Here is a 12736-nt window from a genome sequence, read left to right on the forward strand (position 1 = left end):
GAAAAATGTTAACGAAATTGCACAAACTATATAACCAGCTACGAACGAGAATTAAATGACAGAGAAATTTCCGATCATAAACAGCACGCTTTCACCTGATAGACTTGGTCAACTTATTCAAGAAAAATATGGACTTACCGACAAAACGGAATGCAGCATCTTCCGGCTTGCAATGAACCATTTATACATTGTTCATGATGGCGAAAACAAATACGTTTTTAGAGTCTACACCCATCATTGGCGAACTGAATTAGAAATTCAAGAAGAATTAAGACTTCTCAACCATCTGAAAGAAGCAGACCGACAAGTTGCTTTTCCTATAGCAGATCAATCCAATAAGTTTATCCAGGAAATTGAAGCTCCGGAAGGAACAAGATTTGGGGTTCTATTTTCATATGCTAAAGGTATAAAGACAGCAAAATTCTCCCCAGAAACAAGCTTTCTGATTGGAAAAGCATTAGCGAAAGTTCATCAATCAACAGAACATGTCGAACTGATGAGAATGTCTTATAATTCTCAAAATCTGCTCAAGAACCCTGTTATAAGGACAAAAAATTTCTATAGTAAAAACACTGCCGAAATTGAATTTTTAGAGAACGTTTCCGATTTTTTAACGCTAAAAATGGAAAAAGCAGACCAACAGAACATGAGATATGGAGCGGTTCATCTTGACGTGTGGTTTGATAATTTACATATTGATAACGAAGAAGAAATCACATTTTTTGATTTTGATTTCTGTGGGAACGGTTATTTATGCTTTGATATTTCTTATTTTCTATTTCAGTTATTTACAACCCATTTGAACCAAGAAGAGTATGAGGCAAAAGCAGATCATTTCATAAGAGGCTATGAAACTGTCACTAAAATTAGTCATGAAGAGAAACAGTTTTTACCTTACGCATGTCTGGCCATTATGAACTATTATATAAGTGTTCAGTGCGACAGATTTGAATATTGGACCAATATTTTCCTGAATGAAGATCATTTAAAAAGAATGGTGGGCAATCTCAAACGATGGATTGCTTATCATAAAATTGAGGTAAAATAATGACAGAAAAATGTATACAATTAATTATCATTTTAGAAAACTAAACAACATGATAAAATATTTGACAATTATTATATTATCCTTATTCTCATTAACAACTTATGGACAAACAAAAATGCGCTCTATTGATGAATTAATAAACGATAAAGATCCAGGCTGGATTCTTGTAAAAGAATGGATAGACACCGCAAAAAATAAAGTGGAAATATTGCCAGTAGATAGCAACAAAGCAAAGGATGCTTTATATAAAACCCAAGTTACAACCAAATCTCCAATGGGTTCAATTGTATACATGACAGGGGGGCTTTTGGTTGATAATGGCTGGATAAGAATTCTTGGCTCAGGTAGTGAGAAGCTACGCAGGTCATTGCCGGAATGGAATAGAGGAAAAACATTTGAGGATTATGGGCAGCCCATTCCATATCTTTTAATTGCCGACGATGCAATAGGAGGTATTTTCATCCTTAATGGTGGAGGACTTGGAAACGATTTAGGGAAAGTGTATTATTTGGCACCAGATAATTTGGAATATGAACCTCTTGATATTACTTACACGGAATTTCTGAATTTTTGTTTTAATAAAAATCTTGATGAATTTTACAAAGAATACAGATGGGCAAATTGGAAAAAAGATGTAGCAAAACTTAAAGGCGACCAGGTATTCAGCTTTTTTCCTTACTTATGGACAGAACAAGGTAAGGATATTAGTAAAGGATCGAAAAAGGAAGTTCCAATTGAAGAAAGTTACAAGCTAACTCTTGAATTTAGAAAGAAGCTTGGATTTGATACAGAGAAATAAATGATAGAGCTTTTAAATTTTACCCAAAATATATCAAAAACGATCTAAAAATTTATATGATTAAAGCAAGCTTTTTTATCTTAAATAAATATTATTAATATGGATACAAAACCGATCAGTTTTCCCAATCAACGAAAGCACAATACTGTACTACGTTTCCTGCATTTGTTTGTTATTTCTTATGTGTATCTTTTTATTTTCACCTCCCAGTTTTCACCTTTAGCAGGAATATATAAGAGCGGAGTCTTGTGGTTGTGTAAAAATGTTTTTCAGCAAACACAGGTAGAATATATTATAATGACTGGCAGCGGCGATACTACATTAGATTATTGGGTAGTGATTGTCAATATTGGCTTAGCGCTGGTGGCTGCACTCATTATACTTCTTGCAGATAAAAAACAGCGGACATTTAAAGATCTTCATTGGTTTACGGTAGTAGTAGCACGCTATTACGTAGCTATGATAATGCTTTCATACGGTTTTGCAAAACTACACGACGGACAGTTTCCTCCTAATTCAATTGGCAGACTGGAAGAAAAGGTTGGAGATATGTCACCAATGGGCATGGTATGGACTATGATGGGAGCTTCCACTGGTTATACATTTGTTTCCGGATTGTTGGAAGTTATGGGTGGACTTTTACTTCTTTTCAGGAGAACCAAAACTTTTGGTGCGCTTTTTTCCATGACAGTGATGATTAATGTAGCTCTGTTGAATTTTTTTTATGATGTGCCGGTTAAAATATTTTCCAGTCATATTGTTTTGTTCTGTCTCTTTATTGTTAGCGGTGATACAATGGCGTTATATCGTTTTTTTATCTTGCATCAGCCATCGCAATTACGTTTTCAAAAAAGAACATTTGACAAAAAGTGGAAGAGTATTACCGTTATTGGATTCAAATGGCTTGTAATAGCTTTTTTCATATTGAGCTCTTCATCAGCACTGTTTTATACACCTCCTGCTGCTCCGATGGAGGGTGCGTATACTGTGGATAAATTTATCATAAACAACTAGGAAATACCATGCAATGATTCCATTGGCTGGAAAAAAATATTGATAAGCTCTCCAAGCCGGACAAAAGTAATCCTGAACAATGACAGTACTAAAGCGTTTCAGAGTGTTGTAGATACTGAAAAAAAGACACTTATGCTTCGTAAAGTGGATCAACAAGATCTCTATGCTTACCTGCATTACAATATTCAAAAAGATAGTATCATTTTTACGGGAAATAAGGGTCGTGATTCTGTAAAAATAAAAACAATAAGAAAGAAAAAGGAAGATTATCCTTTAAACAAGAGGAGTTTTCATTGGATTAATGAATATCCGTTTAACAGATAAGAGATATATCCAGGCTATTATACTTGAAAGAAGACATGTACTAAAATTACATGTCTTCTTATTTTCCGGGGTATTTTTATTTCAAATCCTCCACATTGTTCAGGATATAACACTGTTCCCATTGTTTCATCCCGATTTTAGGATAATAGCCTACAGCTTTTGGTGCTGCCAGTAGAATCAATGTAGCTTTTGGAGTGTGTTCTTTTGTCAATCGGATTAATTCTTTTCCAATACCTTTCTTTTGATAATTCTCATCTACAGCCAGATCTGAAAGATAAGTACAGAAGGCAAAATCAGTTAACGACCTTGATATTCCAATCAATTTACCATTATCCCGGGCTGTTGCAATAAGATTGGCATGCTGTAGCATCTGTGTAATTCTTTCCGGTTCGTTGACCGGACGTCTTTCTCCTAATGTAGAGTTTACCAACACCTGGATGAATTCTTCTATTCCAATGTTTTCTTCAATTTGGTACGTAATCATTTTTTATTTTTTTACTGTTATTTTAAAAGATATTATCTGTAGGTGCTTCCTGTCTTTCAGACATTCCATAATCCCGTATGACGGAAGCTACACGCAATCTGTAATCTTCAAATACAGAATTCCGTCCTGCCTGTTGTGCTTTCCTGTGCGTGGTTCTGTTGCGCCATTCTTTTATACTATATTCATCTTCCCAAAAAGACAGGGAGAGGATTTTCTTTGGATCTACAAGACTTTGAAACCGCTCAATCGAAATAAATCCAGGAATCATTTCCAGCTCAGATTTTAGTGATCTCGCTATATCCAGGTATTCATCTTTTTTTCCTTCTTCAGGAACGACTTCAAATATTACAGCTATCATACTTTTCATTAAAATTTATTGGGTTTGCAGGACAAAATTATAGGTAATTTGGACTACATTTGTATACCAGATTAAACATATAGAGTAGTCCAGAATGTTTCCTTTTGAACATATCATCAGTATTGATAAAGAAAAAAAGCTTCCTGTTTACAGACAGATAGCCATCTCTATTATTAATGCAATAAGAAATGGTAATTTAAAGGCTGGAATAGCTCTTCCCGGTACCAGAGAACTTGCAAAAACCCTGGGTGTGCATCGTAAGACGGTAATCGCTGCCTACGAAGAGCTCAATGCCCAGGATTGGATCTTGATTATTCCCCGAAAACAGGTCAGAGTATCTGAACATATTCCAATTCTACACCCTCAAAAGTGGAACGCTCAAGATTCATCTGTATCCTATGAAAATAATTTCGATCTTCTGCTTCATATCTCAAAGAAAGATCCGTCACAGCAGGAGCTGACTGTTCTTCCTGACGTTTTCATTGATGATGGACATCCCGATATTCGGCTTTCTCCTATAGATGAGCTGTTGAAAATTTACCGCAGTTATACATCAAAAAGCTTTACTATTAAAAAAGCAGTTGTCGGGACAACTCAAGGTACATTAAAACTAAGAGAAGAGTTATCGAGATATCTATCTGCAACAAGAGGACTGAATATTTCCGCTGATAACTTATTGATTACCCATGGTGCACAAATGAGTATTTATCTGGCGGCTCAATTGCTTTTACAGCCAGAAGACATTATTATTGCCGGAAAACCAGGATATCCTATGGCAAACAGTGCTTTTGAAAAAACAAAAGCGTCTGTGATAGAAATTCCTGTAGATGAAAACGGGCTGGACATTGATGTTCTCGAAAAAATATGTAAAAAGAAAAAAATAACTGCTGTATACCTCATTCCTCATCATCATTATCCTACAACAGTCACTTTGAGCGTTGAAAGGAGAATGAAACTGCTGGAGCTTTCCAATCAATATTCGTTTGCTATTATTGAAGATGATTACGATTATGATTACCATTATTCCTCCTCACCGTATCTACCTTTGGCAAGTGGTGCTCATAAGGGAAACGTCATTTATATAGGGTCATTTTCAAAAATATTGGGCTCTTCCATTCGTATTGGTTTTATGGTAGCTCCTAAAAATTTCATTCAGGAAGCGGTTCTTCTAAGAAAAGCAATTGATGTAGGAGGGGATGGATATATGCAGAATGCATTAGCAGAATTGATTAAAAGTGGTGATTTGGGAAGGTACCTGAAGAAAGCCAAAAAATCTTACCATCAACGCAGAGATTATCTGAATATACTTTTGCAACAACATCTGAGTCCTTATATCTCTTTTACTTTACCAGACGGAGGTCTGTCAGTTTGGATACAGCTCAAACATCCATACAGCGTTAATACATTGAAAACTCATTCACAATTGAAAATCAAGCAAATAGATAAAGAAGAGAATGCTTTTCGATTAGGTTTTGCTTCAAAGAATGAAAAAGAACTTGAAGATGCCGTTTTACTTATAAAGAAAATTCTTACAGATAGCTATTCAATATGATGATTTAATTTAAAAACAAAAAATTCGTCAATACAACGAAAAACTAGTATAATTTCTTTTTTGTGATCTCTTAACAATCCAATCATCAAAATAAATTTTATATTAGTAGAATAATAACCATAAAAATTTAAATACAGAAAACATGAGAAGCACTATTTATACTTTGTTATTATTATTTTTATTCGTAAACGTGAATGCTCAGGAATATTTAAAATTAATAAGTGAAGCTAATAAATTATATGAATCAAAAGATTATAAAATGTCTGCAGATTTATATAATAAGGCTTTTAAAATCGAAAGCGAAAATCCAAGTCATTTATACAATGGTGCATGTTCATCTTCTTTAGCAGGAAATGAAAAACAAGCATTTAAATGGTTGAACTTATCAATAGAAAAAGGCTGGACCAATCTAAAGCACTTAAATTCTGATACTGATTTAGAAAATTTGCATTCAAAAAAAGAGTGGGGGAAAACCATTGAAAAGTTAGAGAAAAAAATAGCGTCAATAGAAGCAAATTATGACAAGCCATTGCAGGCTGAATTATTGGCAATTCTTGAAGAAGACCAAAAATATAGAATGCAAATGAGTGAAACTCAAAAAAAATTCGGTCCAAATTCTAAAGAAATGAATGATCTTTGGAAAATAACCAATCAGAAAGACTCCATTAATTTAATAAAAGTAAAAAAAATACTAGATGAAAAAGGTTGGGTGGGTAAAGACAAAGTAGGCGCACAAGCCAATAGTACATTATTTCTTGTTATTCAACATTCAGATCTGGAAACGCAGAAAAAATATTTGCCCATGATGAAAGATGCAGTAACAAAAGGAAATGCAAGTCCAGGTTCTTTAGCTTTGTTAATTGACAGAATAGAAATTCGGGAAGGTAGAAAACAAATCTACGGAAGCCAGATAGGAATCAATCAAAGCAATAATACTTACTATGTTTTACCTTTAACTAATCCTGACAATGTAGATAAAAGAAGAACTGAAGTTGGCTTAGAGCCAATCTCTAATTATGTTAAAAATTGGAATTTAGTTTGGGACGTTGAAAAATATAAAAGAGAATTACCCGAATTAGAAAAATTAAATAAAATTAAATAAACAGAAAAATATCTGTTCATAGCAGTTTGTACAAGTGGCGGATTATGGCTTCATTTAAGATTTCTTAATCCGCCATTTATTTTGTAGGCTGTTTATACAATACCTAGATTTAATACATAGCTCAAAATTACACTAAAATGAAAAATATTATAATATTAACAATACTTTTTCTTTTTGTAGCTTGTGAACAAAAAGGAAAAAAAGCATTTAATCTGAAATATATTAACAGTAATAATGAACTGTCACTTATATTTGAAAATAATACTTCTCAAGATATTATTTTTCCCGCACCTAATACGCTTCAATTTAAAGATATAAATTTAAAAGATGATATGAAACATCGTGATCCAATTATAGTTTATGCAACAATAAAGGATAACCCATCTTCAAAATTTTATCAAAAAAAATTAGATAGTATTTATGATGGGTATTTGACTGAAATTGGTGATTCTGGTTTGATTACTTATAAAAAGCCTGATGAAGGCAATTCGATATTTTATTTAAAAGGAAAGGAAAAATTGAATATAAAATATAAGGTAACTGTCAAGAGATTTTATCCACTAAATTATTCTTCAAAATTTAAACAAAGTTATTATCCCTATGATAAAGGATTAAAGGGAAATTATTCTGAAACTGAATATTTAAGAAGGTTTTCAAAGCTAAATTTAGGTAAAGCAAAGTTTGTAGCACAACCTGAAATAGAGGATAGTTTGTTTTTGAATATCTCACAAAATGGTTATAAATAAATCTCACAACTCGGATTGATCAGAGCAACATTTTACAGGTATGCTAAAATTCTGGACCATCATACAGGTGAAGAAATTAATAATATAGCAGTCAAAAAATAATCAAAAAGATTTATTGTTTTTTTGAATATACCACAAAAGGGTTATTTCATATTGTAGATTTTGATTTTAACTTTAACAAACCTTTAAAATTATTTAATTGAATTTAAAACCAAATCCTTTTATTATAACCCACAGACCTTTTACCGTAGATCCTATTACAGGAAATTACAACTGAATACGCGAAGAAATAACATATTTGATATCTGTAATTTCGCAAACACTAGTTATTCATAAACAAATAATTGACGGCATAGGATCTCACTGCTACAGATTATACAGCTAAAGGCCTGGTAAAACCTGGTAAAAGTATCTGAAGAATATGCTGGAATCCTTAAACTAATAATACCAGATTCAATAGCTGATAGTGTTCGTGAAAATGTTTGTGAAAACCAATTAAATAAATAAGATAGATACGGTTTACCGTAAAGAAGTTTAATTTTTTAAAGATAATTTTAAAGACTAAAAATTAATACTAAATCTTAAAAAAGATGAAAAAACTAGAATTTATTTTAATTTTCTTTGCTTTTAATTTAGCACTAACTAATTCTAAAGCACAAACAAAGAAAATAATTTGTTATAATGTTCCTGTTCCTAAAGGTTATGTTATAATTGGAAATGCTATGGAAAGCAGTTGTCCCAATTTTGGTTCATATGCTCCAAATGCTAATGTAATTGATTTAGCGAAAGATAATCTCGAAATTTGTTATAATTCACCAATTCCCGAAGAATATGTTTTTGTTGCTTCTCTAAGAAGTTTATCTTGTAATACGTTAGGAACAGCAACAACCAACAATGCTATGATACTTAAAAAAGCTTTAGATAAAATGGAAATCTGTTATAATTCTCCAATTCCAAATGGGTTTCGTGTTATTTATTATGGAAATGGTATGCAATGTTCAAATTATACAGCAACAGGAAAAAACACAAAAATTATTTCAAATAAATAATCTCAAAAAATGATCAGAATAAAGTTTTATATTACTAATATAAATAGATTTACGAAAGTTATTAGATTACAATGAACAAATTATACACCATATCAAATTTAACAAATACACAGTGTTATTTGTTCATACTAACATAATAATTAATAGAAAAAACAGAAATAAAAGTTATTTAAAAACATTTTTCCATTTAATAAATTTCATTTCTGTTCATTTTGGGTGTTCATATTTATCAAAAAAATTTTTTCACAAATTAAAGTATTACAATTCGGTGGTTTTGTAAGATTTTATAATATGTAAATTTTCATATCTTATTTTTTTAAAATTCATTCAGAAGTTTTTGAAGATCAGAAAACAGAAGAAAAGATATATTTTACACATTTGGTGGGTCTAAAAGTAAAAGACATTACAACTTCAGAGCAGAGAACGAGAACCAAAGGAAGCTAGAAGAAACTATAATTCAATTTTAGCGTTCCAGAAGGGTGGGCTTTTCGCAGTCAATATTTTTTATATAGTAGCTTCAAACCAAAAATGGGACAAAGAAGTTGTTTAAAGTTTCCTGATTATAATATATACAAAAGCTAGAAGGTGTAAATCACGCCAGTGTATTTCCATTGTCTCATATCTTATTATTAGTGCTTTAAATCCGTCTATCCATACATTCATCCGCTCAATGACAAATCTTCTTTTGTAAAGTTCTTCATCAAAAAATTTCTTCTCTATCTGAGATATTGCCGTTTCTTTTATTGAAATCTCCATTAGCAAACAGCTCAAAGTTTCTCAATTCCCAAGCATCAAAACCTGCGTCTGCATTCAGAAAAAGGTAATCTGTCCTAATATTAGACATAATGTCTTTCAACATCATATCCAATTATTTCTCGATTTCAAAGACATCATGATGATTTCCGGAAATAACTTCCGAACAGCTTAATGGAAGTCCATTATTATCACAAATAAAAAGCATATTGCTTGTCTTCGCTTTTTTCTTTCCTGATAGCCAACGCTTTGACCTCCTCTTTTCGACAGGGTATGAAATCCATCTAACTGGCTCATATCCAAAAGTATTTTGTATTTTTCAAAAAGTTTCTGCTTGATCTTTTCCCAGCTTCCATTTTTACTCCATCTTGCAAAATGCTGGTAGACACTGTTCCAGCTATATTCAACATCAAAAAACTGCTTCAAAGGAAGGTCCGCCATTGACACTCTGTTTTTAATCTGTATAAAATGGTTCTTACAACATCTTCCAACAATACTTTGGCATAGTTTTTCTTTTCTCCTAATAATAAATACGAACAAATCTCTTTTTTATAATATCTTTATTTAACATTTTTTTTGAAAGAATGATACAGCTTTTTTACGAAGTTTTCATTCTTTTACTTTAAACAACTTCATATTATAAAGTTCTTATCTGATGTTTTCTGATCAAAAAGATCACAATCAAAAGTATTATATTGATGACCAAGAAAGTTGTGAGGAACGGATAACTGAAATTGCTTATTTTTCCAAGATAATGTGCATCAGGCATCTGAAAAGCAATATAAGTCAATAAGAAGAATAAAATTTCAAATAATTTTTTGCCACCGCTCAACAGACCCAAACAAACACTTAGGGCTACAATAAAAACAATTCCGTTTAACGCCTGCAAAATGAGGAGGAAATTATTAAAGTTTAGCAATAGACGTATGATAACCGGCAGCGCTAAAATTGTCAAAAGAGTAAATCCCGCAAGAATTTGTGCAGAAAGAAGTCTTCGCAATGGCTGGTACGATGCAAATGTGAAATAATGAAGACGGTTTGTTACTTCTTTAGTCGCCAAGTCTGATATTCTGTTAACCTGCAGAAAAAATAATGCAGGCAGCAAAAAAGAATATGCTACAAGCAAAGGGGAGAACAGGGTAGCAATCCACAATACAATATTGATTATCCAAAGCCATTTTGCATCTTTTCTGATCATTAACAACAGCTCTATTTTAATGAAAGGTATAATTCCGTAGGCTGGAATGATCTCAGGCAGCGCAGATCTTTGAAAACTGGAATAAGGGATTGAAGCAGTCTTTTCTTCTGGGGTTTTCAGAAGTAGACTTAATTTTACTGTTTGTTTGAAATCAAACCGATGAAAGAAAAATGATGAAATGTAGACTAATAAGCATATTAAACCAATCCAGACCAGTCTGCCGGCTACATAGTTAATGTTCCAAGACGGACCATTCCATTCAAAAGTTTTAAAATTTTTATCCTGCTGCATAATATAACCTACAGATACTTCTGTGATGTCTTCATTAAACTGTTTATTCACCTGATCCTTAATGCTGTTTGTTATAATTCCTAATCCTAAAGTGTCACCGGCGTAAGCTCCGAGGCTGTTAGCTTTTCTCATCATCCCTGTTATCATAAAAGTGAACATAAAAAAATAAATGACATTCTGAAGAATAGTTCTTTGGCTGAGAAAAACTTCTGCTGCTATTGCCAGTCCCGAAACAAGAATCACAGCAGGCACAACCATAAAAAGATAAGGACTCAGGAAATGTCCTATTTGAAAAGGATATCCCGAATTCTGGATAAAAAACATAATAATTCCTACTAATAGAGTAATACAGGAAATGGTAAACAGAATCATTATATTACCAAGGAATTTTACAAAGAGATAGCCGAAATTGGTAATAGGAGTAGCAGCGATAATCAGGCCTACCTCTGTATCAATATCCTTTTTGATCGCTCCGTTCACAAGATAGAATCCACATAGGGACAGCAATAAAGTAGCCATCAATGCACTGATGTGTCCTGCCCATGCAGAATTGTATACTCCTTTATATCCAGATAAATTGAGGGTAGAATAATTTGCTTCGGGTGGAGGAACAAAGGCATGAGCTACATACACCGCAATAGCTATAGTGATCAGGAAAGCATAGCTGCGGCTACGCTGAAGATAATCTCCTTTTAAGGTGTTGAATAATTTTCTCATGGCCTTAATGCTTATTTTTAGTTAAAAATAAATAAGCATCTTCCAAAGTTGCTGTCACAGGTCTTGAGTCTTGTTCATATCCTTCATGAGAAATATATCGGACCAATGTTTTATCTGAAAGCCTGGTGATATCTACCACCAGATATTTTGCTTTAAATTTTTCCAGATAGGTTTGTGGCAGGGAAATTTCAAATACTTTATTCTCTAATTTGCTGATAATGATGGGCGCAGTGTCCTTTTCAATAAGAGTTCCGTTTTTCATAATGGCTACCTGATCTGCTATCGTTTCTATATCGGATACAATATGCGAGGAAAGGATAACAATGGCATCACCGGCGGTTTCAGAGATCAGTTGTCGGAAACGCACTCTTTCTTCCGGGTCAAGCCCAACAGTGGGTTCGTCGAAAATTAATACTTTAGGATCGTTTAGTAATGCCTGCGCAATCCCTATTCTTTGCTTCATTCCCCCGGAGTAAGTGCCGATTGGTCGTTTTGCATCTGCGATAAGATTAACCCCTTCCAGGAGAATGTCAATCCGTTTACGAAGGCCACTTCCTCCAACTCCTTTCATTGCGGCAATATATTCCAGAAATTCATAGGCATTCAGATTAGGATATACACCAAAGTCCTGAGGAAGATAGCCCAGTATTTTCCGGATTGCATCCGGATTTTTCACAATATCTTCTCCATTCAAAAACAAATTTCCCTGAGTAGGCTTGCTTATGGTAGCAATAATTTTCATTAAAGTGGATTTTCCTGCTCCGTTTGGTCCCAGAAGTCCAAGAACGCCTTTTTCAATAGTCACGGAAAAATTGGATACCCCTATTTTTCCCCGATCGAATTGCTTGGTGAGGGTTTTGATTTCTAATTTCATTATATATGTTTTATTTACAAATGTAATAATTATGTCGAATATTATTTCATGCTAATATTAAATTTAAGTTGCTTTCTTTTGGTCGAGTAACCCCAGCAATATCAATACTTTTTTTAAACCTTAACTTCAAACCAAAAATAGGGTAAAATGTCCACTTCAGATGAGAATATTTTATTTAATAAAATCAATATTTCAATATTGTAATTAAATTATAGAAGAAACGAATGCAGATTAGTTGTACAAGCTATCAGAGCCAAATTACAATGATATCTAAATCTTGAAATATCCTGCAAGAATAACTTTCATAAAATACTTATTGAAAGTTAACACCTTTATAACCGAGATGTTGTAAATGAGCTGTAATTAGCAGAACCTAAACCTATAATGGAGCTGAATCTTTATTTGAATTAGCAAGATCTGTGTATAC

General features: G+C 32.9%; 14 protein-coding genes. 8 read left to right on the forward strand and 6 right to left on the reverse strand.

All coding sequences use genetic code 11. The features are described from left to right. Positions 1-55: 55 nt before the first annotated feature. The 4 genes from REB14_RS00260 to REB14_RS00275 all read left to right on the forward strand — a co-directional run bounded on the left by REB14_RS00260 (position 56) and on the right by REB14_RS00275 (position 3185). Entirely contained in the window at positions 56-1048 is a 993-nt protein-coding gene (locus tag REB14_RS00260; RefSeq protein ID WP_309521187.1) for a phosphotransferase, read from the forward strand. Positions 1049-1097: 49 nt separating this feature from the next. Beyond that, the gene (locus REB14_RS00265; protein WP_309521188.1) at positions 1098-1847 is read left to right on the forward strand and encodes a DUF2625 domain-containing protein; all 750 of its coding nucleotides are present in this window, start codon (positions 1098-1100) and stop codon (positions 1845-1847) included. Between the two features lie 99 nt (positions 1848-1946). Beyond that, complete coding sequence (locus tag REB14_RS00270) at positions 1947-2861, forward strand: DoxX family membrane protein (RefSeq protein WP_309521189.1); 915 nt, start codon at positions 1947-1949, stop codon at positions 2859-2861. Between the two features lie 39 nt (positions 2862-2900). Continuing rightward, entirely contained in the window at positions 2901-3185 is a 285-nt protein-coding gene (locus tag REB14_RS00275; protein ID WP_309521190.1) for a hypothetical protein, read from the forward strand. Between the two features lie 76 nt (positions 3186-3261). Here the strand turns inward: REB14_RS00275 and REB14_RS00280 are convergent, their stop codons facing one another. Together REB14_RS00280 and REB14_RS00285 are read right to left on the reverse strand one after the other, a co-directional pair. Then, positions 3262-3669 (reverse strand): GNAT family N-acetyltransferase, encoded by a 408-nt coding sequence (locus tag REB14_RS00280; RefSeq protein WP_309521191.1) that lies wholly within the window; start codon positions 3667-3669, stop codon positions 3262-3264. 22 nt (positions 3670-3691) lie between these two features. Then, entirely contained in the window at positions 3692-4036 is a 345-nt protein-coding gene (locus REB14_RS00285; protein ID WP_309521192.1) for an antibiotic biosynthesis monooxygenase family protein, read from the reverse strand. An 85-nt stretch (positions 4037-4121) separates the two neighbouring features. On the opposite strand from REB14_RS00285, the gene pdxR reads away from it, so the two are divergent. The 4 genes from pdxR to REB14_RS00305 all read left to right on the forward strand — a co-directional run bounded on the left by pdxR (position 4122) and on the right by REB14_RS00305 (position 8476). Then, a complete protein-coding gene (gene pdxR / locus REB14_RS00290; RefSeq protein WP_309521193.1) occupies positions 4122-5579 on the forward strand; it encodes a MocR-like pyridoxine biosynthesis transcription factor PdxR in 1458 nt (485 codons plus the stop codon). 142 nt (positions 5580-5721) lie between these two features. Beyond that, positions 5722-6681 carry a DUF6624 domain-containing protein gene (locus REB14_RS00295; protein ID WP_309521194.1) on the forward strand — a complete coding sequence of 320 codons (960 nt, stop codon included), beginning with the start codon at positions 5722-5724 and terminating at the stop codon, positions 6679-6681. 137 nt (positions 6682-6818) lie between these two features. Further along, positions 6819-7427, forward strand: a complete 609-nt coding sequence (locus REB14_RS00300; protein WP_309521195.1) for a hypothetical protein — start codon at positions 6819-6821, stop codon at positions 7425-7427. Positions 7428-8017: 590 nt separating this feature from the next. Next, a complete protein-coding gene (locus REB14_RS00305) occupies positions 8018-8476 on the forward strand; it encodes a hypothetical protein (protein ID WP_079241783.1) in 459 nt (152 codons plus the stop codon). Positions 8477-9176: 700 nt separating this feature from the next. On the opposite strand, the gene REB14_RS00310 is transcribed toward REB14_RS00305, so the two are convergent. The 4 genes from REB14_RS00310 to REB14_RS00325 form a co-directional block, all read right to left on the reverse strand. Further along, positions 9177-9338: a hypothetical protein gene (locus REB14_RS00310; RefSeq protein ID WP_309521196.1), complete on the reverse strand. Its 162-nt coding sequence runs from the start codon at positions 9336-9338 to the stop codon at positions 9177-9179. A 62-nt stretch (positions 9339-9400) separates the two neighbouring features. Next, positions 9401-9670, reverse strand: coding sequence for a hypothetical protein (locus tag REB14_RS00315; RefSeq protein WP_309521197.1), 270 nt, complete (start codon positions 9668-9670; stop codon positions 9401-9403). 196 nt (positions 9671-9866) lie between these two features. Beyond that, positions 9867-11435, reverse strand: a complete 1569-nt coding sequence (locus REB14_RS00320) for a hypothetical protein (RefSeq protein WP_309521198.1) — start codon at positions 11433-11435, stop codon at positions 9867-9869. A gap of 4 nt (positions 11436-11439) precedes the next feature. Next, complete coding sequence (locus REB14_RS00325) at positions 11440-12309, reverse strand: ABC transporter ATP-binding protein (RefSeq protein WP_309521199.1); 870 nt, start codon at positions 12307-12309, stop codon at positions 11440-11442. Between the last annotated feature and the right edge of the window lie 427 nt (positions 12310-12736).

Origin of the sequence: Chryseobacterium metallicongregator (genome assembly GCF_031324065.1) — a bacterium.
Classification (GTDB): domain Bacteria; phylum Bacteroidota; class Bacteroidia; order Flavobacteriales; family Weeksellaceae; genus Chryseobacterium; species Chryseobacterium metallicongregator.